Annotated in this window: 25 protein-coding genes; 16 read left to right on the forward strand and 9 right to left on the reverse strand. The window is 33.6% G+C overall.

All coding sequences use genetic code 11. The features are described from left to right. Window positions 1–72: 72 nt before the first annotated feature. The 15 genes from ACNQGD_RS06325 to ACNQGD_RS06395 all read left to right on the forward strand — a co-directional run bounded on the left by ACNQGD_RS06325 (window position 73) and on the right by ACNQGD_RS06395 (window position 15,574). Complete coding sequence (locus ACNQGD_RS06325; RefSeq protein WP_417998700.1) at window positions 73–585, forward strand: hypothetical protein; 513 nt, start codon at window positions 73–75, stop codon at window positions 583–585. Between the two features lie 277 nt (window positions 586–862). Continuing rightward, complete coding sequence (gene hisG / locus ACNQGD_RS06330; RefSeq protein WP_417996323.1) at window positions 863–1,720, forward strand: ATP phosphoribosyltransferase; 858 nt, start codon at window positions 863–865, stop codon at window positions 1,718–1,720. An 80-nt stretch (window positions 1,721–1,800) separates the two neighbouring features. After that, window positions 1,801–3,093 carry a histidinol dehydrogenase gene (hisD, locus tag ACNQGD_RS06335; protein ID WP_417998701.1) on the forward strand — a complete coding sequence of 431 codons (1,293 nt, stop codon included), beginning with the start codon at window positions 1,801–1,803 and terminating at the stop codon, window positions 3,091–3,093. Then, a complete protein-coding gene (hisC, locus tag ACNQGD_RS06340) occupies window positions 3,083–4,132 on the forward strand; it encodes a histidinol-phosphate transaminase (RefSeq protein WP_417998702.1) in 1,050 nt (349 codons plus the stop codon). The genes hisD and hisC overlap by 11 nt, the downstream gene beginning before the upstream one ends. A 24-nt stretch (window positions 4,133–4,156) precedes the next feature. Further along, on the forward strand, window positions 4,157–5,293 hold the full coding sequence (hisB, locus tag ACNQGD_RS06345; RefSeq protein ID WP_417993451.1) for a bifunctional histidinol-phosphatase/imidazoleglycerol-phosphate dehydratase HisB: 1,137 nt from the start codon (window positions 4,157–4,159) through the stop codon (window positions 5,291–5,293). Between the two features lie 77 nt (window positions 5,294–5,370). Continuing rightward, window positions 5,371–5,952 (forward strand): imidazole glycerol phosphate synthase subunit HisH, encoded by a 582-nt coding sequence (hisH, locus tag ACNQGD_RS06350; protein ID WP_417998703.1) that lies wholly within the window; start codon window positions 5,371–5,373, stop codon window positions 5,950–5,952. Window positions 5,953–6,066: 114 nt separating this feature from the next. Further along, window positions 6,067–6,837 (forward strand): 1-(5-phosphoribosyl)-5-[(5-phosphoribosylamino)methylideneamino]imidazole-4-carboxamide isomerase, encoded by a 771-nt coding sequence (locus ACNQGD_RS06355; protein ID WP_417998704.1) that lies wholly within the window; start codon window positions 6,067–6,069, stop codon window positions 6,835–6,837. A gap of 9 nt (window positions 6,838–6,846) precedes the next feature. Then, window positions 6,847–7,206 carry a four helix bundle protein gene (locus ACNQGD_RS06360; RefSeq protein ID WP_417998705.1) on the forward strand — a complete coding sequence of 120 codons (360 nt, stop codon included), beginning with the start codon at window positions 6,847–6,849 and terminating at the stop codon, window positions 7,204–7,206. Between the two features lie 33 nt (window positions 7,207–7,239). Further along, window positions 7,240–7,995, forward strand: coding sequence for an imidazole glycerol phosphate synthase subunit HisF (gene hisF, locus ACNQGD_RS06365; protein ID WP_417998706.1), 756 nt, complete (start codon window positions 7,240–7,242; stop codon window positions 7,993–7,995). Window positions 7,996–8,078: 83 nt separating this feature from the next. Further along, the gene (gene hisIE / locus ACNQGD_RS06370; protein ID WP_417998707.1) at window positions 8,079–8,678 is read left to right on the forward strand and encodes a bifunctional phosphoribosyl-AMP cyclohydrolase/phosphoribosyl-ATP diphosphatase HisIE; all 600 of its coding nucleotides are present in this window, start codon (window positions 8,079–8,081) and stop codon (window positions 8,676–8,678) included. A gap of 137 nt (window positions 8,679–8,815) precedes the next feature. Beyond that, window positions 8,816–9,949, forward strand: coding sequence for an alpha/beta hydrolase (locus tag ACNQGD_RS06375; RefSeq protein WP_417998708.1), 1,134 nt, complete (start codon window positions 8,816–8,818; stop codon window positions 9,947–9,949). A gap of 64 nt (window positions 9,950–10,013) precedes the next feature. Further along, window positions 10,014–11,447, forward strand: coding sequence for a leucyl aminopeptidase family protein (locus ACNQGD_RS06380; RefSeq protein ID WP_417998709.1), 1,434 nt, complete (start codon window positions 10,014–10,016; stop codon window positions 11,445–11,447). 3 nt (window positions 11,448–11,450) lie between these two features. Then, window positions 11,451–12,665, forward strand: a complete 1,215-nt coding sequence (locus ACNQGD_RS06385; protein ID WP_417998710.1) for an ATP-grasp domain-containing protein — start codon at window positions 11,451–11,453, stop codon at window positions 12,663–12,665. 146 nt (window positions 12,666–12,811) lie between these two features. Beyond that, window positions 12,812–13,867 (forward strand): alkaline phosphatase D family protein, encoded by a 1,056-nt coding sequence (locus ACNQGD_RS06390; protein ID WP_417998711.1) that lies wholly within the window; start codon window positions 12,812–12,814, stop codon window positions 13,865–13,867. Window positions 13,868–13,918: 51 nt separating this feature from the next. Further along, window positions 13,919–15,574, forward strand: a complete 1,656-nt coding sequence (locus ACNQGD_RS06395) for a M1 family metallopeptidase (protein ID WP_417998712.1) — start codon at window positions 13,919–13,921, stop codon at window positions 15,572–15,574. Between the two features lie 43 nt (window positions 15,575–15,617). On the opposite strand, the gene ACNQGD_RS06400 is transcribed toward ACNQGD_RS06395, so the two are convergent. Continuing rightward, the gene (locus ACNQGD_RS06400; RefSeq protein WP_417998713.1) at window positions 15,618–16,454 is read right to left on the reverse strand and encodes an AraC family transcriptional regulator; all 837 of its coding nucleotides are present in this window, start codon (window positions 16,452–16,454) and stop codon (window positions 15,618–15,620) included. A gap of 157 nt (window positions 16,455–16,611) precedes the next feature. Between ACNQGD_RS06400 and ACNQGD_RS06405 the strand changes: the two genes are divergently transcribed. Next, the gene (locus ACNQGD_RS06405) at window positions 16,612–17,607 is read left to right on the forward strand and encodes a phytanoyl-CoA dioxygenase family protein (RefSeq protein WP_417998714.1); all 996 of its coding nucleotides are present in this window, start codon (window positions 16,612–16,614) and stop codon (window positions 17,605–17,607) included. A 50-nt stretch (window positions 17,608–17,657) separates the two neighbouring features. Here the strand turns inward: ACNQGD_RS06405 and ACNQGD_RS06410 are convergent, their stop codons facing one another. From ACNQGD_RS06410 to ACNQGD_RS06445, 8 genes are all read right to left on the reverse strand, one after another. After that, window positions 17,658–18,533 carry a sugar phosphate isomerase/epimerase family protein gene (locus ACNQGD_RS06410; protein ID WP_417998715.1) on the reverse strand — a complete coding sequence of 292 codons (876 nt, stop codon included), beginning with the start codon at window positions 18,531–18,533 and terminating at the stop codon, window positions 17,658–17,660. 24 nt (window positions 18,534–18,557) lie between these two features. Next, window positions 18,558–19,451 carry a hydroxypyruvate isomerase family protein gene (locus ACNQGD_RS06415; protein ID WP_417998716.1) on the reverse strand — a complete coding sequence of 298 codons (894 nt, stop codon included), beginning with the start codon at window positions 19,449–19,451 and terminating at the stop codon, window positions 18,558–18,560. Window positions 19,452–19,460: 9 nt separating this feature from the next. Beyond that, a complete protein-coding gene (locus ACNQGD_RS06420; protein ID WP_417998717.1) occupies window positions 19,461–20,699 on the reverse strand; it encodes a nucleoside permease in 1,239 nt (412 codons plus the stop codon). A 58-nt stretch (window positions 20,700–20,757) separates the two neighbouring features. Next, window positions 20,758–21,495 carry a 3-keto-disaccharide hydrolase gene (locus tag ACNQGD_RS06425; RefSeq protein ID WP_417996304.1) on the reverse strand — a complete coding sequence of 246 codons (738 nt, stop codon included), beginning with the start codon at window positions 21,493–21,495 and terminating at the stop codon, window positions 20,758–20,760. A 32-nt stretch (window positions 21,496–21,527) separates the two neighbouring features. Next, complete coding sequence (locus ACNQGD_RS06430) at window positions 21,528–22,985, reverse strand: Gfo/Idh/MocA family protein (protein WP_417996303.1); 1,458 nt, start codon at window positions 22,983–22,985, stop codon at window positions 21,528–21,530. A 101-nt stretch (window positions 22,986–23,086) separates the two neighbouring features. Further along, complete coding sequence (locus ACNQGD_RS06435; protein ID WP_417998718.1) at window positions 23,087–23,467, reverse strand: c-type cytochrome; 381 nt, start codon at window positions 23,465–23,467, stop codon at window positions 23,087–23,089. A gap of 13 nt (window positions 23,468–23,480) precedes the next feature. Then, the gene (locus tag ACNQGD_RS06440; protein WP_417998719.1) at window positions 23,481–24,533 is read right to left on the reverse strand and encodes a sugar phosphate isomerase/epimerase family protein; all 1,053 of its coding nucleotides are present in this window, start codon (window positions 24,531–24,533) and stop codon (window positions 23,481–23,483) included. Between the two features lie 40 nt (window positions 24,534–24,573). Further along, window positions 24,574–25,737 (reverse strand): Gfo/Idh/MocA family protein, encoded by a 1,164-nt coding sequence (locus tag ACNQGD_RS06445; protein WP_417998720.1) that lies wholly within the window; start codon window positions 25,735–25,737, stop codon window positions 24,574–24,576.

The raw sequence follows: 25,737 nt of genomic DNA on the forward strand, positions 1-25,737 counted from the left end.
GATCAGAATACTAAAAAAATAATTTGTTCAAATAATTTAGCCTAACGACAGTAAACTTTAAAACAATACATTATGAATGATGCTCATTTACACATGGTAGTAAACCATTTTCCCATTATAGGAACATTTTTTGGAATTGGAATTTTAGTAACTGGATTGCTATTAAAAAATAATTCAGTAATAAATACGGCCTATGTTTTATTTATAATTACTGCTATTTTTGGGATCTTAAGTATGTCTACCGGAGAAGGAGCAGAAGAAATAGTGGAGGATTTTCCAGAAATTGGTAAAGCAATTATCCATGAACACGAAGAATTAGCAGAGAAATTTGCATTAGTGCTTTATGTAACGGGAGTTTTTTCATTGATTTCATTAATAGCCGCTATCAAAAAGTTTCGATTAGCTACAGTGTTTTCAATTATCACGCTTATTCTAGCATTAATAAGTGGAATTGTATCAATAAACGTAGGGACTTCCGGAGGTAAAATTCGTCATACAGAAATTAGAGAAGATAGTGCTGTTGAAGTTGTAAATGATACAAATTCTGCTGAAATAGAATTGAATAATACAAAAGAGAAAAAGTGATTTATAACAATTTAATGACTATAAGTTAAAATAAAAATTGCTTTTTAAAGAATTTATCTCTTATATTTGCAAAAGAATTATTTAAAATAAATACGCACAAAATGTTTACAAATCAATTGCATCATCATCATTTTCATTATTGCTCTCAAGCGATGTGTTAATGATATGTGTGTAAATCATCATATTCTAAAACCCGTTTGAGTACATCAAACGGGTTTTTTATTACCCACTATTTGTACTCAATCAAAATATTTTAAACAAAAACAAAAAAGACAAAATGAGTACATTAAAAATTGCAATTCAAAAATCAGGACGTTTAAACGAAGACAGCATTCAAATCTTAAAAGACGCAGGTATTTCAATCGATAACGGTATCGACCAGCTAAAAGCCGAAGCATCAAATTTCCCTTTAGAAGTTTTATATTTAAGAAATTCAGATATCCCTCAATATCTGATAGATGGAGTGGTAGATATTGCTATTGTTGGCGATAATTTATTAGTTGAAAAAGGAAACAATATTGAAGTAATTCAAAAATTAGGTTTTTCAAAATGTAAAGTTTCCGTGGCAGTACCTAAAGCATTTAATTACAAATCAGTTCAAGATTTAGACGGTATGCGCATTGCAACTTCTTACCCTAAAACAGTTCTTGATTTTTTTAGTTCTAAAGGAGTAACAGTTGATATTCACCAGATATCAGGTTCGGTAGAAATTGCCCCGAACATTGGTTTAGCCGATGCTATTGTTGATATTGTATCGAGCGGGAGTACATTGTTTAAAAATAATCTGAAAGAGGTTGAAGTTATTTTTAAAAGTGAAGCAGTTTTGGCTGTTTCTCCAAAAGTAAGTCCTGAATCTCAAAAAATAATTGACACCTTAAAATTCAGAATCGAATCCGTTTTAAGAGCAAGAAAATCGAAATATATCTTGATGAATGTTCCAAATGACAAAATTGATGCTGTTGGAAAAATTCTTCCTGTATTAAGAAGTTTAACCGTATTGCCATTGGCACAAGAAGGATGGAGCAGTGTTCATTCTGTAATCGACAAAGACACTTTTTGGGATGTTATTGATCAATTGAAAGAAGTTGGTGCCGAAGGTATTTTGGTTTGTCCTATTGAAAAAATGGTGCTGTAAGAATTTTAAATTATAAGTTATGAATTATGAGTTTAAGAAACGAAATAGTTCAATTATTTAATCTTTGAATACAATTAAAAATGAATAAAATATACAATCCCAAAGCAGAATCTTGGTCTTCTATTTTAGAGCGTCCTACCAAAACTATTGATGATATTGAAGCCACTGTAAAAGAAATTTTCAATGAAGTTCAAAAGAAAGGAGATGTTGCTGTTGCAAAATATACGTCACTTTTTGATGGTGCTAAAATCGACACCATTGAAGTTTCTAAAGCTGAAATTGATTTGGCAATTGCTTCTGTTTCTCCAGAGTTGAAAGAAGCTATCGAAATAGCCAAATCTAATATTTCAAAATTCCACATTGCTCAAAAAACAGATAGGGTTGTTGTAGAAACAACTGAAGGAGTTAACTGCTGGCAGGAAAAAAGACCTATTCAAAAAATAGGATTGTATATTCCTGGCGGAACTGCACCTTTGTTTTCAACTGTTTTAATGCTGGCTGTTCCTGCAGAAATTGCAGGTTGCAATGAAATTGTTTTATGTTCACCACCAGATAAAAATGGAGCTATAAATCCCGCTATTTTGTACGCCGCAACTTTATGTGGTGTAACTAAAATATTAAAAGTTGGCGGAATTCAGGCTATCGCTGGAATGACTTTTGGAACGGAAACAATTCCGAAAGTATATAAAATCTTTGGACCCGGAAATCAATTTGTGACCGTGGCTAAACAATTGGCAACACAATTTGGCGTAGCAATCGATATGCCGGCCGGTCCATCAGAATTATTGATTGTTGCTGATGATACTGCAGTTCCTGCTTTTGTAGCTTCGGATTTATTGTCACAAGCAGAACACGGGGCCGACAGTCAGGTAATTTTAGTTTCTACTTCCAAAAAATTAATTAATGCTGTAGAAACAGAAATCCAAATTCAGATGGATTTACTTCCAAGAAAAGCAATTGCTGAAAAAGCAATTGCCAATTCTAAATTAATTTTTGTAGAAAATGATAAAATTGCTTTAGAATTAATCAACGAATATGGACCGGAACATTTTATCATTTGTTCAGAATTTGATGATTTTTATAGCAATGGCGTTCAAAATGCCGGTTCTGTATTTATAGGAAATTATACACCTGAAAGTGCTGGAGATTACGCTTCAGGAACCAATCATACCTTACCAACTAACGGTTATGCCAAGAATTATAGTGGTGTAAATCTGGATAGTTTTACGAAAGCCATGACTTTTCAAAAAATAACAAAAAAAGGGATACAAAATATAGGTAAAGCCATCGAAATCATGGCGGAAGCGGAAGGATTGCAAGCACACAAAAATGCAGTTACATTACGATTAAAAGCGATTGAAAATGAGAAATAATTTCGATATAAACAATTTGGTCCGAGAAAACGTAAAGCAATTGAAACCGTATTCTTCGGCTCGTGATGAATTTGAGGATTTTGATACAGCGGATATGATTTTTTTGGATGCCAATGAAAATCCATTTGAAAACGGTGTAAATAGATATCCTGATCCACAACAAATGAGTGTAAAAGGAATTTTGGCAAAACAAAAAAATGTCAAAACGAATCAAATTTTATTGGGTAACGGAAGTGATGAAGTGTTGGATTTATTATTCAGAGCTTTTTGTGAACCAAAAGCAGATAACGTAATCACATTGCCACCTACGTATGGTATGTATGGCGTACTGGCCAATATCAATGCAGTTGAAAATAAAGAAATATTACTTTCGGAAGATTTTCAACCGCAAATTGAGAAAATCATGCTAGCTGTTGATGAACATACTAAAATCATCTTTTTATGTTCGCCAAATAACCCAACCGGCAATTCATTTTCAGATGAAAGCGTGGCCTATTTGTTGAAAAACTTCAAAGGTTTAGTTGTGATTGACGAAGCGTATATTGACTTTTCAAAAAAAGAAAGCTGGATTAATGAATTAGATGAATATCCAAATTTAGTGATTACGCAAACATTATCAAAAGCGTATGGTTTGGCCGGAATTAGATTGGGAATTTGTTATGCATCCGCAGAAGTAATTTCGGTTTTAAATAAAATAAAACCGCCGTACAATGTGAATGAATTGACTCAAAAAAGAGCTTTGGACCGATTAGATGATTCAGAAAAAATAAAATCTGAAATTGAATCGATAATAGCACAAAGAGAAAAGTTACTTAAAGTAGTACTTGATGTAAATTTCGTGAAAATTATCTATCCGACAGAAGCCAATTTTATTTTAATAAAAGTAGATAATGCCAATAAAAGGTATAATGAATTGATTGCAAAAGGAATCGTCATTAGAAACCGAACAACCCAACCATTATGCGATAATTGTTTGCGTTTGACCGTTGGAACAGCACAAGAAAATATGAAATTAATTGAGGTGTTAAAACAACTTTAAACCTTAAACTTTAAACTTTTTTTAATGAAAAAAATACTTTTTATAGATCGTGATGGAACAATGGTTTTGGAACCAAATGACTATCAATTAGACAGTTTCGAAAAATTAGAATTTTATCCTAAAGCGTTTCAATACCTTGGGAAAATTGCTTTGGAACTGGATTTTGAACTTGTCATGGTGACCAATCAAGATGGTTTGGGAACTGATTCTCATCCAGAAATTAACTTTTGGCCTGTGCATAATTTAATTATGAAAGCTTTTGAAAATGAAGGCGTTGTTTTCACAGCAGTATTAATTGACAAAACATTTCCGCATGAAAATGCACCAACTCGCAAACCAGCATTAGGTTTGTTGACAAAATACATTGATAATCCAGAGTATGATTTGAAAAATTCATTCGTAATAGGTGATAGAATAACAGATGTTGAATTAGCAAAAAACTTGGGTTCAAAAGCGATTTTCATCAATACGGACGAAGAATTGGGTGGGAATGAGATTTCTTCTAAAAGACACGAATTAGATTCTGTTATTGCTTTACAAACTACGGATTGGAAAACAATTTATGAATTTTTGAAATTAGAGGAACGTTCTGCTTCCATAGAAAGAAAAACCAACGAGACAGATATTTCCATCAAATTAAACCTTGACGGAACCGGAAAAAGTAAAATCGAAACAGGAATCGCTTTTTTTGACCACATGCTGGACCAAATCGCACGTCACGGACAAATGGACTTGGAAATTCTTGTAAAAGGAGATTTAGAAGTGGATGAGCATCACACGATTGAAGATACAGCAATTGCGCTTGGCGAAGTTTTTGCAAAAGCATTAGGAAATAAATTAGGTATCGAACGTTACGGATTTTGTTTGCCAATGGACGATTGTTTGGCGCAAGTTGCGATTGATTTTGGAGGCAGAAACTGGTTGGTTTGGGAAACCGAATTTAAACGAGAAATGGTAGGAAAAATGCCAACAGAGATGTTTTATCATTTCTTCAAATCTTTCTCGGATGGGGCCAAAGCTAACATTAATATAAAAGCGGAAGGAACTAACGAACATCACAAGATAGAAGCCATTTTTAAAGCTTTTGCAAAAGCAATAAAAGTAGCTGTAAAACGCGATACGGAGAAAATGATTTTGCCAAGTACGAAAGGGATGCTTTAAAAAATTATGAATTATAAATTAAGTTTTATTAAGTATTAAATCCTTAATAAAACTTAATTTCTTAATGGTTAAAAAGAATGAAAATAGTAATCATAAATTACGGCGCAGGAAATATTCAGAGTATTATGTTTGCCATCGAAAGATTGGGATTCAAAGCCGTTTTGAGTAATAATCCAGAAGAAATTAAAGCAGCAGACAAAGTTATTTTTCCAGGCGTTGGAGAAGCAAGTTCAGCAATGAAAATGCTTTTAGAAAGTGGTTTAGAGACTTTGATTCCTACCTTGAAACAACCCGTTTTAGGGATTTGTCTGGGCATGCAATTGATGTGCAACAAATCGGAGGAAGGGAATACAAAAGGTTTGGGAATTTTTGAGGTTGATGTGATTAAGTTCACACCAAAAGTAAAAGTACCACAAATGGGATGGAACCAAATTTATAATTTGAAATCGCCTTTGTTTGAAGGTATTAATGAGAACGAATACATGTATCTCGTACATAGTTTTTATGCCCCCAATTGTTCTGAAGCCATTGCTACCACTAATTATGAAGTAGAATACGCCTCGGCTTTGCAGAAGGATAATTTCTATGGAACACAATTTCACCCAGAGAAAAGTGGCGATATTGGAGAACAAATTTTGGCAAATTTCTTGAAATTATAAATTTTAATGGCAATGGCAAAATTCAATAACAATAACAATCGTAAGTGAGATTGCTTCGTTCCTCGCAATGACAAATCTGAAATCAAAAATCGTTAATCCTCAATCTAAAATCCAATGAGAATAATACCCGCAATAGATATTATAGATGGAAAATGTGTTCGCTTGTCAAAAGGTGATTACAATACCAAAATTATATACAATGAAAACCCGCTTGAGGTGGCCAAATCATTTGAAGCACATGGAATTGAATATTTGCATCTGGTTGATTTAGACGGTGCAAAATCAAGCCAAATTGTCAATTATAAAATATTGGAACAAATTGCTACACAAACCAAATTGAAAATTGATTTTGGTGGTGGATTAAAATCGGATTCTGATTTAAAAATCGCTTTTGAAAGTGGTGCAAATCAAATTACCGGAGGGAGTATCGCTGTAAAAAACAGAACATTATTCGAAAAATGGATTGCAGAATATGGTTCTGATAAAATTATTTTGGGAGCAGATGCCAACAATGAAAAAGTGGCTGTTTCTGGTTGGTTAGAAGATTCAAACGAAGATCTGATTCCTTTTATACAAGATTACCAAGGCAAAGGAATTCAGTATGTAATTTGTACTGATATCGCCAAAGACGGTATGCTTGAAGGCCCTTCTTTTGATTTATATAAAAAAATACTTGATGAATGCAATATCACTTCGAGCGGAGTCGAGAAGTTGGAACAAGCCAACGGCATAAAATTGATTGCTTCGGGAGGAATTTCTACTTTTGATGAATTACCAAAACTAGCCGAAATGGGTTGTGAAGGAACAATAATTGGTAAGGCAATTTATGAAGGACGAATTTCGTTGAAACAACTGGAACACTATATTTTAAGTATGAATTATTAAGTATTAAATATGAGTGAAGACGTAATAAAAATAAAAAGTTTTTCTTTTGCTATTAGAATTGTTAATTTATATAAAACGTTAAATAATAGAAATGAATATGTGATTAGTAAACAAATATTACGCTCCGGAACTTCTGTAGGCGCAAATATTAGAGAGGCTAAAAATGCAGAAAGCAAAGCTGATTTTATTCATAAAATGGGTATTTCTCAAAAAGAAGCAGATGAAACATTATATTGGCTTGAACTTTTACAAGCAACAAATTATATTTCAAATGAAGAATTTTTAAGTCTAAATAATGATGGTGTAGAAGTTTTAAAATTAATAAAAAGCATAATTATTACTTCTAAAATCAATATCAAAAAAACTTAATAATTCATCCTTACAATTTAATACTTAATTTAGATGCTTACAAAAAGAATTATACCCTGTCTTGATATTAAAAACGGAAGAACTGTAAAAGGTGTTAATTTTGTAGACTTGCGGGACGCAGGAGATCCGGTGGAATTAGCCAAAATATATTCGGATGAAGGTGCTGATGAATTGGTTTTTTTGGATATTTCGGCAACGGAAGAACGGAGAAAAACCTTAGTGGATTTGGTCCGAAAAGTCGCTTCGACTATTAATATTCCGTTTACCGTTGGTGGCGGAATTTCATCAGTTAGTGATGTTGAAGTATTGTTGCAAAACGGGGCTGATAAGGTTTCCATTAATTCATCGGCGGTGAAAAATCCGCAGTTGATTAATGATTTGGCACAAAAATTTGGAAGTCAATGTGTGGTTGTTGCGATTGATGCCAAACAAATTGATGGACAATGGATTGTTCATTTAGTGGGCGGAAAAGTACCTACCGAATTGAATTTATTTGATTGGGCTAAAGAAGTGGAGCAAAGAGGCGCAGGCGAAATTCTGTTTACCTCGATGGACAATGATGGAACTAAAAACGGATTTGCCAATGAAGCTTTGGCTACACTTTCGGACTTAGTTAATATCCCTATAATTGCTTCTGGTGGCGCGGGAAACATGCAGCATTTTGTAGACACTTTTTTAGAAGGAAAAGCTGACGCAGCATTGGCCGCGAGTGTATTTCATTTTAAAGAAATTGAAATCAAAACATTAAAAACAGCCCTTAAAAATAATAATATCGAAGTTAGGATATAGAAACAGATAATAGAATAAAGAGAAAAGAAAATCGGATTAGATAATCTTTCAATCTTTAATTTTTCAATCTTTAAATTAAAAACATGAACATAGATTTCTCAAAAAACACAGACGGATTAATTCCTGCCATAATTCAAGATAGTGAAACCAAAACGGTTTTGATGTTGGGTTTCATGAATGCCGAAGCGTATCAAAAAACGGTTGACACTAAAAAAGTAACATTTTATAGTCGTACGAAACAAAGGCTTTGGACAAAAGGCGAGGAAAGTGGCAATTTTTTGAATCTGATTGATATCAAAAATGACTGTGATAACGATACTTTATTGATACAGGTAAAACCAGAAGGACCAACCTGTCATAAAGGTACGGATACGTGTTGGGCTGACAAAAACAAAGGGGATTATGGCTTTATTTCGAATTTAGAAGATACAATCCAACTTCGAAAAGAAAATGCCGATTCAGAAAAAAGTTATGTTGCTTCATTGTTTAAATTAGGGATGAACAAAATTGCCCAAAAAGTAGGGGAGGAAGCAATTGAAGTAGTTATTGAAGCCAAAGATGATAACGATGATTTGTTTTTGAGTGAAAGTGCAGACTTGCTCTTTCATTACCTTATATTGTTACAAGCCAAAGGATTTAAGCTAAATGATGTTGTTGAAGTTTTGAAGAGCCGCCAAAAGTAAAATTCATCAAATAATTTTTACCAATACAAACCCAATAGGAAATTCATTTGCTATTGGGTTTTCTTTTTTCTTTTATTTCAAATTGCAATCCACTATATTTACTATTATTTTAAAATTAAAGTACCAGAATGCAAGTGATGAATTTAGATAATACCACATTGACGCAAGAATTAAACAATCCAATACTAAATACGGGATTATATATAATCCTTACAACTGACGAAGATGATGCAAGACCTGTTTATATTTCTGGGAATTTCAATAAATGGCGTACGCAGGACAAAGAGTTTATGATGGAAAAAATTGGCAGTAACGTATACCATTACAAATTTTTACACGATTTTGATTATCCTGCAACCCTTTTGTATAAATTTACGAAAGGGGATTGGAGTGAAGTTGAGATTGACAGTCACGGCAATCGTACTGAAAACCGTTCAACACGCAATCATACTGGCATTCAAAAAGAACATGTCGCAAGATGGAGAAAAAACTGGTTGCCGTTTAAGCAATCTTTTTTACCTCAAGTTCAGTTGATTTCAGATGAATTTATAATTCCGCAACTCAATAAAACCAGAAAAATTTGGGCTTTGTTGCCTCATGATTATGACCATTCAAACGAAAATTATCCAGTCCTGTATTTGCAGGATGCCCAAAATTTATTCAATGAATCAGCCGAATTTGGCAATTGGGAAATTGATAAAAAACTGGCCGTTATGTCGGAATATAAAATTGGAAAAATTATAATTATTGCTATAGAACATGCCGAAGAAGATCGGATAAAAGAATATAATGTTGGGAAAACGGTTTTAGGAAAAGGTCAAGGTAAAAAATACATTCGATTTGTAACAGATACTTTAAAACCGTATGTGGACAGTAATTTTCGAACTAAAAAAGAACGGGAATTTACAGGAATAGGAGGAAGTTCTATGGGAGGATTGATTAGTATTTTTAGTGGATTGCGAAACCCCGAAGTTTATGGGAAATTAATGATATTCTCACCATCACTTTGGGTTGTCCCAGAATTAAAAATCAATGCTAAAAAAGCTAATTCAGCGGATACAAAAATCTATTTGTATGCTGGTGGTGATGAAAGTGAAACAATGATTGAGCATGTAAAAAAGTTTCAGGAAGATTTGATTTCGAACGAATTTGTAAAAGACAAATCAAAGATTAATTTAAGTATTAATAGACAAGGGAAACATAACGAAACCTATTGGAGTGATGAATTTCCTAAAGCAATAGAATGGTTGTTTTTCAATACAAAAGAGTAATGTATTTCTTTTAAATAAATCACATTCAGTTTAATAAATAATCTATAGAAAATTAAAAGAACAAATGAAAACAAATACATTACAAAACCTAACTGATTTTTCAGGAACAATATTGATTCCGGCTTTTGAAACGTATTCAAAAAGTATTGTTCCTATAACTTTTAATGGATTAGAAGTAACATCTAAAGTTTTTTTTGGAAAAAAAGACACCCATTATTTAGCCGAAAAAAACAACAATACGCATATCTTTATTGGTTTAGGAAAAACGATAGAATATAGATCATTGAAAACTATTTTTCGTCGGATTTCATCAAAACAAAAAGATAGTTTCAGTTCGAATGTTGCTTTAGTTATACCCGAACAATTTACTCAGGATCAGGTTGAAGCCATGATTTCAGGGTTGCTTTTAGGAACCTATAATTTAGGCCATTTTAAATCAGATAAAAAGGAACATCCTTTTTTAGATTCTGAATTTACATTGAATTTAGTTTCTGAAAAAGATTATTTGGCTACAGCCAAAAAAGGAATTAAAATTGCCAAAGCACAATTAGCGACCTATAATTTAGTTGATTTACCACCGAATACAATTACTCCAAAATACTTGTCGAAATGGGCTATGGAGACTGGCGAAAAATATGGCTTTGATGTAGAAGTTCTTGGTTATGAAGCTTCAAAAATTGCAGGTCTTGGCGCATTTTTGGCGGTAGGAAAAGGAAGTGAAAATGAACCACAATTTATCATTATGAATTACACTCCCGTTGCCGAAGTGGAACACATAAAACATGTTGGATTGGTGGGGAAAGGAATAACCTTTGACACCGGTGGATTAAATATAAAAACGGCAGGAATGATCCACATGAAATGCGATATGGCTGGCGGGGCTGCGGTACTTGGAACCATGCAACTTATAGCCGATTTACAATTGCCCGTAAAAGTTACCGCTATTGTTCCTTGTGCCGAAAATTCAGTTGACAGCAAATCCTTTTTACCTAGTGATGTGATCCATAGTTATAGCGGACATTCGATAGAAATAATTGATACTGATGCTGAAGGAAGACTCATTTTAGCCGATGGATTATCGTATTTAATTAAAAATTTCAACCCGGAATATATTGTTGATATTGCCACACTTACCGGAAGCAGCGTTGGTACTTTTGGGTATGAATGTGGTGCTTTGTTTACCAATAATGAAGAAATGTCAAAAAAATTACAAGAAAACGGAGATGCAATCGGAGAGCGTTTGTGGCCCTTACCGCTTTGGGAGGTTTATAAATCAGATATTGAAAGCGATATTGCCGATGTCAAAAATTATAGCGGAAAACCAGTTGCCGGAGCAATAAGCGCCGCTAAATTTTTAGAATATTTTACCCAAGAACACAAAGCTTGGGCGCATCTTGATGTTGCAGGTGTAGCTTTTGGTGATGATGAGTTTGCTAAAAGTAAACATGCAACAGGATATGGAGTTCATTTATTAACTAAATTCATTGAAAATTTATAACGTATGGAAAACTCTAAAACCTTCCTTTGTATTTCAAATTATTTCAAGGGCGCCGATTTTTTAATCATTTTAAAAAAGTTAGGCAACAAAGTTTATTTAGTGACAAGTGAAAAACTGAGAGATAAACCCTGGCCACATCAACAAATTGATGAGATTTTTTATATGGAAAGTCAAGATGTCGATTGGAATTTAGAACATCTGTTGTTAGGTGTGGGTAATTTTATGAAGTCCACTAAAGTTGATGCCATTGTAGCTTTGGATGATTATGATGTCGAAAAAGCTACCTATCTCAGGGAAAACCTCCGTATTGACGGAATGGGACAAACTACGGGACGTTATTTTAGAGATAAACTGGCGATGCGCATGAGGGCCAAAAGTTGCGGAATTTCTATTCCTGCTTTTTGTTCGTTATTTAATGATCATGATATTAATACTTTTGCGGATACGACTCATGCTCCATGGGTTTTGAAACCACGATCAGAGGCATCGGCTGCAGGAATTATAAAAATACATGACAAAGAGAGTTTGTGGATTCATATCAATGAAATGGGAAACAACAGATTCAAATACTTATTGGAACAATTCAAACCAGGCGATGTGTATCATTGTGATAGTTTGATTTCGGATAGCAAAGTAATCTTTAGCTTGACTTCAAAATATTTAGCCACACCAATGGAAATTTCCCAAAGCGGCGGCGTTTTTCGTTCTACCAATATTAAATACAATTCAGAGGATGATAAAGCCATAAAAAAATTGAATGAGCAAGTCATGAAAGATTTTGGATTGAAACATGGTGCTGCCCATACAGAATTTATAAAAAGCAAGGAAGATGGTCAAATTTATTTTCTGGAAACTTCTTCAAGAGTAGGAGGAGCACATTTGGCTGAAATGGTAGCCGAAGCTTCTAATATTAATTTATGGAAAGAATGGGCGGCTATTGAAGATGCATTAGCAAAAGGAACAAAATACATTTTACCAAAAGTAAAAAAAGAATATGCAGGTATCGTTTTGACATTGTCAAAATTCCAGCATCCTAATTTATCGTTATTTTCAGATCCGGAAGTTTGTTTTAGAGTTCCGTTAGAAAATCATGCGGGTCTAATTGTCAAATCAGATAAGCAAGAAAGAGTTTTAGAATTGTTGGAAGATTATGGTAATCGTTTTGCCAATGATTTTACTGCTGTAGTCGAACAAAGTAAAGTAACTAACTTGCATTAAATGTTAGTACTCAACTAAAAAAAGCAACTATCTCTATTGAAATAGTTGCTTTTTTTATTTAAAGTTTACTTAAACTACAAATAGGTGGATTTTCATATCTTCGTCAAAAAGTTTAATAAAATAATAGTTTTCCACTACCTTTTCTCATGAAAAAAATACTTCTGATTTTTAGCTTGTTAGGATTCATTAGCTGTAAAACGTATGATACAACCAGCTTAATTGAATCTCAAAAACCAATTCAAAATGAATATTATACTATTGCTTTTGGTTCCTGTGACAATCAGAAGATTAAAAATGAACTTTGGCCAGCGATAGATGAAAATCACCCATCCGTTTGGATTTGGGGAGGGGATAATGTGTATTCAGATACTAAGGATATGGATTTTCTTAAAAATAATTATAAAATTCAGAAACAAGATACTGATTATCTCAAGTTTATTAAAGATAAAATCATATTAGGAACGTGGGACGATCACGATTATGGAGCGAATGACGGTGGGGAAGAATATCCTTTTAAAAGTCAAAGCCAAGAACTATTATTGGACTTTTTAGGAACTTCAAAAGAGGCTCCAGAACGAAATAGAGATGGAGTTTATTCGGCTAAAACTATTGTTGTAAATGGAAATAAAATAAAAGTTATAGTGTTGGACTCTCGTTTTTTTAGAACAGCACTGACTAAAGCCTTGGATTCAAAAAAACGTTTTCAACCTAATGTATATGGTGAAGGAACTATATTAGGAAATGCACAATGGAAATGGCTGGAAAAAGAACTTAAATCATCTGATGCGCAATTTAATGTGATTGTTAGCAGCATTCAGTTTTTATCCGATAAACATGGTTTTGAAGCTTGGGGAAATTTTCCGCATGAAATAGACAAACTGGAAAAATTGATTGTTTCCTCCAAAGCGAAAGGTACTTTTATACTTTCTGGAGATCGCCATATAGCCACTTTTTCTTCCAAAAAAGTTAGCGGATTATCCTATCCGTTAGTAGATTTTACCTCAAGTGGATTGACGCACACCTACACTTCTTTTTCAGGGGAAGAAAACCCTTATGTGAAAGGAGAAGTTATTAAAGATATCAATTTTGGTCTATTAAAATTTGACTTTAAAAATAATAAAGTGATGATGGAAATTCGTGGGAAAGAGAATAAACTACTTCAAGAATACGTTCAAGCATATCCTGAAAAATATTTTTTTTAGGTACTATATTTATAAAATTATAAAGTTTATTTTTGTTCAAAATGATTAATTATGAAAAAACAGTTTAGTATTATTTTTATTTCGTTTCTATTTCTTAACGGTATAAATGCACAAGGTTTACTAAATAAATCAGAGCAAATCTTTACTAGACAAGATACTTTGAGAGGTAGCATCACTAAAGAAAGAGCGTGGTGGGATGTAAAAAAGTACCATCTAGATATTAAAGTAAATCCCGCAGACAGCACAATTACAGGATCTAACACCATACAATATCAAGTTGTTCAGGAATACAATATCATGCAAATTGACCTGCAAACTCCTATGGAAATTAATAAAGTCATTCAGGATGGAGTAGTGTTAAAATACAAAAGAGAAGGAAATGCATTTTTTATTGAATTAATTGCGCCTCAAACAAAAGGAGCCTTAAAAGAGTTAACCGTTTTTTACGGAGGTAAACCAAAAGTAGCCGTAAATCCACCTTGGGATGGAGGAATCACTTGGAAAAAAGACAGTAATGGGAATCCTTTTATTGCTTCTTCTTGTCAAGGATTTGGTGCCAGTGTTTGGTGGCCCAATAAAGATCACATGTACGATGAAGTGGAAAATATGTTGATCAGTGTAAATGTTCCAAAAAACTTGACGGATGTTTCCAATGGACGTTTACTAAGTGTAAAGCAATTAAAAGATGGAACGAAAACCTATAATTGGTATGTATCAAATCCAATCAATAATTATGGTGTAAATATTAATATAGGGGATTATGTTTCGTTTTCGGAAAAATACAAAGGTGAAAAAGGAGATTTAGATTGCAGTTATTATGTTTTGAGAGACAATTTGGCGAAAGCCAAAAAACAATTTCAAGACGTCCCAAGGATGTTAAAAGCTTTTGAACATTGGTTTGGACCGTATCCTTTTTATGAAGACAGTTATAAGTTAGTTGAAGCTCCGTATTTAGGAATGGAACATCAAAGTAGCGTAACGTATGGAAATGGTTTTCAAAACGGCTATCGTGGTAGGGATTTAAGCGGAACGGGCTGGGGATTAAAATTTGATTTTATTATTATTCATGAGTCTGGACATGAGTGGTTCGCCAATAATATTACCTATAAAGATATAGCTGATATGTGGATTCACGAGAGTTTTACAAACTATTCAGAAAGTCTTTTTGTAGAATATTACTATGGAAAAGAAGCTGGATTTGAATATGTTCGAGGAACCAGAAAAGGAATAAACAATGACAAACCAATAATCGGAAATTACGGTGTAAACAACGAAGGTTCTGGTGATATGTATCCAAAAGGAGGGAACCTGTTGCATACTTTACGCCAGATTGTAAATAACGATGAGAAATGGAGAGGAATATTAAGAGGTTTAAATAGTACTTTTTATCACCAAACAGTTACTACAAAACAAATAGAAGATTATTTAAGTCAGCAAGTTGGAATCGATTTATCAACAGTTTTTAATCAGTATCTAAGAGATACCAGAATTCCAACATTAGAATATTTTTTCAAGGATAATCAAATTGGTTATCGCTGGACAAATTGTGTAACTGGTTTTAACATGCCTGTAAAAGTAACGCTGAATGGAAAAGAAGAATTGCTCAAACCAGAAACAGAATGGAAGCGTATTCCAGCAAATACTGAAAATTCAAAATTGGAAATAGACAAAAATTTTTATGTAGCCAGTTTTAATATTACGGAGTAAATGCCAAAAGGTGTGTTTCTAAAATATAGGAAGCACACCTTTTTTATCTTTTCTTAAATTGTATCGGATTTTCACCCACCACTTTTTTGAAAATCCTATTAAAGTATGACAGACTTTCAAATCCACATTCATAACAGGTTTCAGTTACATTTTTATCACTTTTCAAAAGTCTTTTCGCTTGTTCAATTCGATATTGATTTAAAAATTCTGTAAAGGTCAATCGTGTCATTTTTTTAAAATAACGACAAAAAGCTGCTTTAGATAAATGAGTCAAATGGGAGATTTCTTCAATAGATACAGCCCTTTGGTAGTTTTCTTCTATAAATTTATAAACTACTTTTAATCGCAATTGCTCTTTATTATTGTATAGATTTTCAAATGGTTTATCGTGTAAAAAAGTAATTTCATTAGATGTTGCTAAAATCTGAAATAATGAGAGCACTTCAATGAATTGTTCGAAATGAGATAAAAGATGAATTTTTTGAAGCCTTTTTCCAATTTTATCTTTCACAGTGCCATGAAAGCAAATTACTTTTTTTGAGTTCTCAAATAATTGATAAATAGAGGCCAATTCTGGAGTTGCTATAAAGTCATTTTTGAAAAAAGCTTCTTTAATCTGTAAAACTACTTTTTCATATTCGGTTTTAATTCCATAATCAAAATTCAAATGGGGAATATTGGAACCTATAAAAACCAAATCACTACCCTCAAAATTGCCAATATGATCGCCTACGCGTCGTGTTCCATTTGGTGCAACAATAAAAGTCAACTCAAATTCAGGATGAAAATGCCAATAATAAAAATCATTCAATTTTGGATTTACCAATATTCTAAAGGAACTCCCAGCTAATCTTTTTATATCCTCAAAAACTATTTTCATATTTGGCTAATGCGTTAATTGTTCAATATAATACATATACTTATTTAAAATTAGTAAAAAAAATCAATATAATACAAATAGTAGTAAATTTTGTGAAAGTAATTAGTGTCTTATTTTTCTAATTTTGAAATAGGTATAACACCAAAATATAAAAACTATGGAAAAGAATAATCAATCAAAGACACCAACGATGGTGCCCACAATGGCACCAAATAATGCTCACAAAGATATTCCGGGAAATCCATCTACAGCAAAATCCAGCACAACAAAATTAAATGATCGTTCTAATGGAAAACCTTTGCGTTTGCTTACTGAGGAAGATTGGGTATTTTGGATTGAAAACGGATACATTGTCATAAAAAATGCAGTTCCGAAAGAAAACGCAAAAAAAATGGCTGATTTTCTATGGGAATTTGAAGAAAAAAATCAAAATGATCCAGAAACGTGGTATGCTCCGCCAAGAGCCGAAATGCAAATGAAAGAGCTTACGAATAGTGGTATGGTTGAAGTTTACAATCATCAATACCAATGGGATAATCGACAAATGGAAAAAGTGTATAATGCGTTTGTCGATATTTGGGGAACAGAGAAATTATGGGTAACCATTGACCGAGCAAATCTTAATTTACCAATCCGTCCAGATTTTGATTTTAAAGGATTCATACATTGGGATTATGACCCAGAAACTAAACCTCAAAACGTACAAGGAGTTCTTGCATTAGCTGATCAAACGGATGAAAATATGGGAGGATTTCAATGTATTCCAGATTTATATCGAAATTATAATACTTGGAAACTGACGCAACCAGAAGACAGGAATCGTTTTAAACCTGATGTTACCGGGCTCGAAGATAAATTTGTAAAAGTAAAAATGGAAGCTGGTGATTTATTGATTTTCAACAGCACGCAACCGCATGGAATTCGCCCAAATATTACAAAAGATAAAGTAAGAATGGCACAATATATTTCTATGATGCCGGCTGAAGAGGATAATGAAGAACTACGTCAATGGAGAGTCAATTCATGGAAAAACAGAATTGCACCGGAAGGATATGCATTTCCTGGAGATCCTCGTAAATGGGAACAAACCAAATATAAAACCGCAGAATTGAGTGATTTAGGGAAAAAATTATTGGGAGCTGAGAAGTGGTAATAAAAAAGGGATACTGATGTATCCCTTTTTATATTTTTTTTTTAAAATATTTAGATTAAGTTTTTCTTAATATAATTAAAACTGGTTACAGCAGATTCTATTGGATTTGGTTTATAGTTCGATTCATGTTCCAAAAAGAACCGTTTCATTCCCGCAAGTTCCGCTTGCGCAAAAATGGATTTGAAATCTATAGTTCCAGTTCCTATTTCTGCATTCCAATCTGGATTTACTTTATCCATATCTTTTACGTGCCACATTTTGAAACGTCCAGGATATTTTTTGAATAATTGCAACGGGTCATTTCCTGAACGAATTACCCAATATAAATCCATTTCAAAATCAACTAAATTTTTATCGGTTTCATTCAATAAAATCTCATATCCATTAGTTAATCCAAATTTTGTGAATTCAAAATCATGATTGTGATAGGCTAATTTTAAACCTCCGGCTTTACAAAGTTCTCCAACTTTATTTATTTGTAAAGCTAGTTTTTTATAGGCATCACCAGTTGTTCCTCTTAATTCTGAAATTATATAGGGAACAGTTACATATTCACTTCCTAAATGATTAGCTGTTTCGATATATGATTTTACAAGATCAGTAGTACCATCTTTAATCATAGAGTTAAAATCAAAATGATTACTCGTAGCTTTCAAACCATTATCGTCAAGTATCGCTTTAAAATCATGTACAGAAGTTCCAAAAAAGCCTTTGTCTACTGAATACCCAAAAGTTTCCACTTCTGTAAATCCAGCTTTTCCAACTTGAGCTAAAACTCCTTTGACATCTTTTGGTAAAGTATCACGTAGTGTCCATAATTGAATTCCGATGGCTCTTTTTTTAGAGTCAAAAGCAAATGTAGGAGCAATGGCTAATGCGCCTAATGCTAAACCAGCATTAATTAAAAATTCTCTTCTTTTTATCATGGGTTATTTTTTAGATTAGTTAAATTAAATATCACAAATCGCAATAGCCTGCTTCAATGAAGCTAGTTTGTCCGGGTTTTTAGGAATGAATTCTTGACCCACAAAACCTTTGAAACCAGTTTTTGCAATTGCTTTCATTATTGCAACGTAATTTAATTCCTGTGTGTTATCAATTTCATTTCGTCCGGGAACGCCGGCAGTATGAAAATGTGCAATGTATTGATGGTTGTCTCTTATGTTTCTAATCACATCACCTTCATCAATTTGCATGTGATAAATGTCATAAAGGAGTTTAAAGTTTTCTGAGTCCAAGCGTTTTGCTAATTCTACTCCCCATGATGTTCTGTCACATTGGTAATCTTTATGGTCAATTTTGCTGTTTAACAATTCCATCACCAAAATAACATCATGCTTTTCAGCCAATGGAATTAGTTTTTGTAAACCAACAACGCAATTATTCCAACCTTCTTCATCAGTTATTCCTCTTCGGCTTCCGCTAAAGCAAATTAGGTTTTTATACCCTGCTTTAGCCACTAGCGGAATCATTTCGGTATAATTTTTTAAGAGTGTTTCATGAAACTTAATAGCATTGAAACCATCGACTAAATTAATCTCAGCACCGTTGCACATGGTAGAAACAAGATCATATTTCTTCAAAGTTGGCCAATCTTTTGGACCCACTAAATCAATACCAGTAATTCCCATCTTTTTGGATTCAATGCACAGAGTATCTAAATCTATGTCATTAAAACACCAACGAGAAACGGAGTGCTTTATATTTCCTTTTAATTTACCCAATGGTGTTTCTATTTCATTTTTTGGCAAAGCCAAAGCAGAAAATCCAGAAGGAATTCCCATCGCAACTGTTCCTGCTACTATTCCTTTTATGGCAGATCTTCTATTTAGATTAGTACTCATCTTTTATTTTTATGTAGCAGAAGATGTTTCTTCTACTTTGTTTTTTTCATTAAATAAAAGTGCAAAAAGGAAGAATACTGCCAAAGCAATTCCAGCAGGAATTATCCAAACCATTTCCCAATTTATTGCGCCGTCTAACATTTTATAATTGTCCGTTATCCAACCTGCAACTGCAAAACCAATCAGCATACCAACTCCGTAAGTAGCTAATGTAATTAAGCCTTGAGCAGCACTTTTATATTTTTCACCTGCTTTTGAATTGGTGTAAATTTGACCAGAAACAAAAAAGAAATCATAACAAATACCGTGTAAAGCTATACCTATAATCAGCATGAAACTTAAATCATCTCCATTACCATAAGCAAATAAAACATAACGAATTGCCCATGCTAACATCCCGACTAAAATTGTTTTCTTGAAGCCAAAACGAGTGAAAAATACAGGAATTAATAATAAAAATAAAGCTTCCGATATTTGACCAATTGCCATTTTTCCTGTAGGATTTTCGACGCCTGCTTCTGTCAAAAAGGGATGTGCATTTTGGTAATAAAAGGCAAGAGGAATACAAATAAGAATTGACGATATAAAAAAGATGGCGAAGTTTTTATCTTTTAATAACTTTAAGGCATCAAGGCCTATAATATCTCCTATTTTTATTTTTTCATCACTTACTTTTGGTGGTGTTTTTGGTAAAGAAAAACTGAATAAACCTAAAACTAAAGCTGCGATTCCTGCTAAAAGAAACGTGTTTTTAAGAAATCCTTCAGAAATTGCTTCTGCAGTATCCCAATGGAAAATAAAACTAATAGACAATCCTGCTAAAATCCAGCCAATTGTTCCCCAAACTCTAATATTTGCAAACTCTTTTTCCGGATCTTTCATTTGATTAAAAGAAACGGAATTTACTAATGCTAATGTTGGCATATATAAAATCATGTAACTTAGAACGTAGGTATAGAACATCCCAACCTCTTCTGACTGATACATTTGATACATTAAAAAGGCTCCTATAAGATGAAGTATTCCTAAAATTTTCTCCGCATTAAAATAACGGTCCGCTATTAAACCTATAATAAAAGGTGCAATAATTGCGCCCCATGATTGTGTAGAAAAAATTGCGGCAGTTTCTGATCCCGATGCTTTTAGATTATTTCCCAGAAACGTACCAAGGGTTACAAACCATGCTCCCCAGATAAAAAATTCTAGGAACATCATTATGGATAATTTAATTCGAATGGTGCTATTCATTGGTTTTTTGGTTTTTATTTTTTTGGTTTTGGTTGTTTTTTTAATTTTTAGCGATTAATTACATGCCAGCTTCACATCCGGTTGTAATCTTCATAGTATTCCATTCTTTTATTTGAATGTTTCTGAACCACACATTATCTCCGTGATCTTGCAAAGCAATTTTGCCTTTTTTGAATGCAGCAAAACCTGGCCAAGCAGCAAATTTACTTCCTGCTACCAATGTTTTAAAGTTGGCATCCCAAAGTGTAGTTTCTACTACTTTCACTCCATTTAATAACAGGGTCAGTTTTCCGAATTTACATACAATGTCAACAGCATTCCATTCTCCTACTGGTTTAACAGGCTCTGAAGTACTTTTTATTAGATCATACAAATCTCCTGATCTGTGTTTTTCAATTTTTCCGTCTGGATGACCGTCATTGTCTAATACTTGCATTTCCAATCCTGTTTCATAAGTATTTTTGAATTTTGTCAAATCCTCATTCACATAAAAAATAATACCGCTATTGGCATTTTTTGCTACTTTCCATTCTAATTTTAAATGAAAATTCTCGTATTCTACATCCGTTACAAGATCACCGCCTTGACCGTTTTGGGCCGCAGTAGGATCAAAATGCAACACACCATCTTCCACTTTCCACCCAGAACCGGCAGTTGTTTTTCCGTAACTATGCCATCCTGTTGTGGATTGTCCATCAAATATGGATTTAAATCCTTTAGCTATTGGTGCCTGTTGTGCATTTGCAGTTTGAATTAGTATCATAACAAGTAGTGAAGTACAAATATTTTTAATCATTTTTAAATTTTTAAATTATTAGATAATCTTGTTTATAAAGTTAAAGCTTTCCAACCTTGGCGATAGTCCCGTTTCACAAACTGATTCACTTCGTCAAAATTGGTAATTTTCATAGCGTCATTATCCCATAATAATTTTGCTGAACGGCCCGGATACACTTCTTCGCCAAGCTCTTCTCTCATTACATCATATCCTCTAATAGCAAGATTTGCCATTAACAAAGCTTCTGTTAAAGGACCGGCAATTTCAAAAGGAGAACTTAATTCTTTTTTTCCATAACCTGCTATTGCAGCTTCAACCCATTGTTTGTAATGTCCTTCGGAACCATCAATCACTCTTGCGTATTTTTGAGCAACTTGTAGATTTTCATTTTTACTTAGAGGAAGTAAACGAGGATTTAAACCATAAGTATCACACATCATTTTTCCTTTTGTACCTGTGAACAATGTTCCATTTCCACCATCTCCAAAAATTTCATTCGAACCTAATTCAGAAGGTCTTTCCGGTTGAATTCCTCCATCCATCCAGTGTACCGCTATGTCACCATTTGTTTTCTCCGTTTTTGGAAAGGTTAATGTAACGTGACTTGAAGGAGGACAACTCTCTGGGAAATACCCTCTTTGAAATTCATCTACATAAACAGAACCAACACTACATTGTACATCTTTGGCATATTTTAAGTTCAATACACTAAAAGGAGCTTCCAATAAATGGCATCCCATATCTCCTAATGCACCTGTTCCGTAATCCCACCAACCGCGCCAGTTGAACGGCACTAATTTATTTACATACTCTTTGTGCGGAGCAGTACCCAACCATAAATCCCAATCCAATTCTTTTGGAATATCCGCTTTATTGGCTGACCAAGGAATTCCTTGAGGCCAAACCGGACGGTCTGTCCAAGCATGAATCGTATGTACATCACCAATTAAACCCGCTTCATACCATTCTTTCATTATTCTGGTACCATCATTGGAAGCACCTTGATTTCCCATTTGAGTAACCACTTTATATTTTTTGGCAGCTTGAGTCAAAATACGAGCTTCGTAAATATCATGTGCCATAGGTTTTTGTACATATACATGCTTCCCTAATTGCATTGCGGCTAGTGCTTGAATAGCATGATTATGATCGGGAGTTGAAACTGAAACGGCATCGAAATTTTTATGCTCTTTGTCTAACATTTCGCGCCAATCCTTATAGAATTTAGCTTTAGGAAATGCATTTACACTTGAGGCAGCTCTTCGGGTATCTACATCACATAAAAATGAAATATCAGCTTTTCCACTGCTGGCAAACATAGCAATATCAGATTTACCTTTTCCGCCAACACCAATACTGGCTATTGATAAGCGATCACTTGGGGCGACAAATCCTCTTCCTAGCACATGACGGGGTACAATCATAAAAGCTGCTGCTGCAATTGCAGTTGTTTTTATAAAATCACGACGGTTATTGGTGATTTTATTCTCTTCTTCTTTTTGTTTCATTTATTTTGATACGGTTAGTTAATAGCAATAAGATAGTTTAATAAATGATGTGCTTTTTAATATTCTAAAGTTATATAGAATATTAAAAAGCACATTTGGAGTTATTTTTTTAAGGATAAAATGTATTTTGCCATGGAATTTGCATCATTCTTTTTCAGAGAAGCATGTGCAGACATCGGTATAGATCCCCAAACTCCAGAACCTCCTTTTATTATTTTACCGGATAAATAGGCAACATTTTTTTCATTAGAGGGATATTTTTTTGCAATGTCTAAATAGGAGGGACCTATGAGTTTTTTGTCTAATTTATGACATCCTATACAATCAGATTTAGCAATTAATTTTTCACCGTCCGATGTTTGAAAAATAGTGTTTGTTTTTTTAGTAGCTTTACTATATTTTCTGTCTAAATTATCATTAGAAAATGAGGTTAAGCTAATTAAAGCAACCCCAAAAAGCAAATATTTTAATTTCATTTTCATTTCAATTTAAGTTTTATAATCCTAAGTTTTTTCTGTTAAAAGCCTGATTTGTTCCCACAGCAGCAAAATCATCAAATGCTTTATCGGTAACTTTTATAATATGATTTTTTATAAATTCAGCACCTTCACGTGCTCCATCTTCTTGATTTTTAATGCAACATTCCCATTCCATAACAGCCCAACCTTTGAAATCATATTGTGCCAGTTTACTAAAAATAGTTTTAAAATCAATTTGCCCATCTCCAGGAGAACGATAACGTCCCGCACGGTTTACCCAACTTTGATATCCTCCAAAAGTTCCTTGCTTTCCTGTAGGATTAAACTCGGCATCCTTTACGTGAAAAGCTTTAATCCTTTCGTGATAAAAATCTATATATTGGATGTAGTCTAACTGTTGCAATACAAAATGTGATGGATCATAAAGCAAACAAGCTCTGGAATGGTTGTTTACAGCCTTCAAAAACATTTCGTAGGTTTCCCCATCAAACAAATCTTCTCCAGGATGAATTTCATAACAAAGATCGATCCCATTTTGATCAAACTCATTTAAAATTGGCAACCACCGTTTTGCCAATTCAGCAAAACCGTCTTCCACTAAACCCGGAGGCCTTTGTGGCCATGGGTGAAAATATTGCCAAAGCAAAGAACCACTAAAAGTGGCATGTGCATTTAAACCTAAATTTTGAGATGCTTTTGCAGCATACTTCAATTGTTGCACCGCCCATTCTTGTCTGGCTTTAGAATTACCATGTACATTTACAGGAGCAAATGCGTCAAAAAAATCATCATAAGCAGGATGAACGGCAACTAACTGACCTTGCAAATGCGTTGATAATTCAGTGATTTCTAATCCGTAAAAAGCAATTGTGCCTTTAAGTTCATCAGCATACGTTTTACTTTCTGCAGCCTTTTGCAAATCAATGAATCGAGTATCTAATGTTGGCATTTGGATACCTTTAAACCCTAAATCAGCAGCCCATTTACAAATTCCGTCTAAGGAATTAAAAGGAGCTTCATCACTAATAAATTGGGCTAAAAATACCGCCGGACCTTGTATTGTTGTCATATTATATTTTTCTAAAACTGTTATGAATTCCTATATTTTGTTACAAAACGTAAGGAGTCCATTTTTTATCAGATTGTGATGATGCTACTACGTTATCAATAAATGCCATTCCTCGTAATCCATCTTCAACAGAAGGGAAGTCTAACATTTCAGGCGTTGGTTCTGTACCATCTAATTTACACCCTAGTGTTAATGCAAAGTTGCGATAAATATTAGCAAATGCTTCTAAATAACCTTCTGGATGTCCTCCAGGAGTACGACAACTATGGGTTGCAAATGAAGATAAATGAGCTCCATAATTAGATCCTGCTCTTAAAATCTGAGCTGGTTCATCTAACCATCTAACCATTAAAGTATTTGGGTCATGTTGAAACCATTCGATTCCACCTTTTTCACCATAAACTCTTATTTTTAAAGCATTTTCTTCTCCAGCAGCTACTTGCGATGCAATCAAAACCCCTTTTGCACCATTGTCAAACTTCAATAGTACTGCGCCATCATCATCCATTACACGTCCTTCGACTAATGTATTTAATTCTGCACAAACATCTGTAATTTTAGCACCGGTAATATATTCGGCTAAATGTGAGGCATGTGTTCCAATGTCTCCCATAACAGAACTTTTTCCTGATTTTGTAGGATCCGTTCTCCAGGCAGCTTGTGTATTCCCTTCTCTTTCAGATAGTTTACTTAACCATCCTTGAGGATATTCTACTAAAACTTTTCTAATCTTACCCAGTTTTCCTTCGCTAACCATTGCTTTCGCTTGTTTAACCATTGGATAGCCTGAGTAGGTATGTGTTAAACAAAGTAGTAGTCCTGTTTCTTCTACTTTTTGTTTCAATAGTTTTGCTTCTTCCAATGAAAAAGTCATCGGTTTTTCAATTACAACGTTAAAACCATGATCCAAAGCCATCATTGCAGGTGCAAAATGGGCAAAATTTGGTGTAACAATAGTAACAAAATCAATTCTTTCGTCAGCAGGTAAAGCTGCTTCCGCTTTAATCATTTCGTCATACGTTAAATACGTTCTTGATTCTGGAAGGAACAAGGCCTTACCAGATGCTATTGCGGTTTCTGGTTTTATACTTAATGCACCACACTTTAATTCAATTAGTCCATCCATATTGGCGGCTAAGCGGTGAATAGCACCTATAAAGGCATCTTGCCCACCACCGACCATTCCCATTCGTAATTTTCTCAT

This window comes from Flavobacterium glucosi (assembly GCF_048286535.1).
Taxonomy (GTDB): domain Bacteria; phylum Bacteroidota; class Bacteroidia; order Flavobacteriales; family Flavobacteriaceae; genus Flavobacterium.

Coding starts and splice junctions, on each gene's coding strand:
- hisD (WP_417998701.1), top strand. CDS start 1,801: ATGAATAAAATATACAATCCCAAAGCAGAATCTTGGTCTTCTATTTTA.
- ACNQGD_RS06435 (WP_417998718.1), bottom strand. CDS start 23,467: ATGAAAATGAAATTAAAATATTTGCTTTTTGGGGTTGCTTTAATTAGC.
- ACNQGD_RS06360 (WP_417998705.1), top strand. CDS start 6,847: ATGAGTGAAGACGTAATAAAAATAAAAAGTTTTTCTTTTGCTATTAGA.
- ACNQGD_RS06415 (WP_417998716.1), bottom strand. CDS start 19,451: ATGAGTACTAATCTAAATAGAAGATCTGCCATAAAAGGAATAGTAGCA.
- ACNQGD_RS06420 (WP_417998717.1), bottom strand. CDS start 20,699: ATGAATAGCACCATTCGAATTAAATTATCCATAATGATGTTCCTAGAA.
- ACNQGD_RS06430 (WP_417996303.1), bottom strand. CDS start 22,985: ATGAAACAAAAAGAAGAAGAGAATAAAATCACCAATAACCGTCGTGAT.
- ACNQGD_RS06390 (WP_417998711.1), top strand. CDS start 12,812: ATGAAAAAAATACTTCTGATTTTTAGCTTGTTAGGATTCATTAGCTGT.
- hisIE (WP_417998707.1), top strand. CDS start 8,079: ATGAACATAGATTTCTCAAAAAACACAGACGGATTAATTCCTGCCATA.
- ACNQGD_RS06410 (WP_417998715.1), bottom strand. CDS start 18,533: ATGATAAAAAGAAGAGAATTTTTAATTAATGCTGGTTTAGCATTAGGC.
- hisG (WP_417996323.1), top strand. CDS start 863: ATGAGTACATTAAAAATTGCAATTCAAAAATCAGGACGTTTAAACGAA.
- ACNQGD_RS06385 (WP_417998710.1), top strand. CDS start 11,451: ATGGAAAACTCTAAAACCTTCCTTTGTATTTCAAATTATTTCAAGGGC.
- ACNQGD_RS06400 (WP_417998713.1), bottom strand. CDS start 16,454: ATGAAAATAGTTTTTGAGGATATAAAAAGATTAGCTGGGAGTTCCTTT.
- hisB (WP_417993451.1), top strand. CDS start 4,157: ATGAAAAAAATACTTTTTATAGATCGTGATGGAACAATGGTTTTGGAA.
- ACNQGD_RS06440 (WP_417998719.1), bottom strand. CDS start 24,533: ATGACAACAATACAAGGTCCGGCGGTATTTTTAGCCCAATTTATTAGT.
- ACNQGD_RS06395 (WP_417998712.1), top strand. CDS start 13,919: ATGAAAAAACAGTTTAGTATTATTTTTATTTCGTTTCTATTTCTTAAC.
- hisF (WP_417998706.1), top strand. CDS start 7,240: ATGCTTACAAAAAGAATTATACCCTGTCTTGATATTAAAAACGGAAGA.
- ACNQGD_RS06325 (WP_417998700.1), top strand. CDS start 73: ATGAATGATGCTCATTTACACATGGTAGTAAACCATTTTCCCATTATA.
- hisC (WP_417998702.1), top strand. CDS start 3,083: ATGAGAAATAATTTCGATATAAACAATTTGGTCCGAGAAAACGTAAAG.
- hisH (WP_417998703.1), top strand. CDS start 5,371: ATGAAAATAGTAATCATAAATTACGGCGCAGGAAATATTCAGAGTATT.
- ACNQGD_RS06375 (WP_417998708.1), top strand. CDS start 8,816: ATGAATTTAGATAATACCACATTGACGCAAGAATTAAACAATCCAATA.
- ACNQGD_RS06425 (WP_417996304.1), bottom strand. CDS start 21,495: ATGATTAAAAATATTTGTACTTCACTACTTGTTATGATACTAATTCAA.
- ACNQGD_RS06405 (WP_417998714.1), top strand. CDS start 16,612: ATGGAAAAGAATAATCAATCAAAGACACCAACGATGGTGCCCACAATG.
- ACNQGD_RS06380 (WP_417998709.1), top strand. CDS start 10,014: ATGAAAACAAATACATTACAAAACCTAACTGATTTTTCAGGAACAATA.
- ACNQGD_RS06355 (WP_417998704.1), top strand. CDS start 6,067: ATGAGAATAATACCCGCAATAGATATTATAGATGGAAAATGTGTTCGC.
- ACNQGD_RS06445 (WP_417998720.1), bottom strand. CDS start 25,737: ATGAGAAAATTACGAATGGGAATGGTCGGTGGTGGGCAAGATGCCTTT.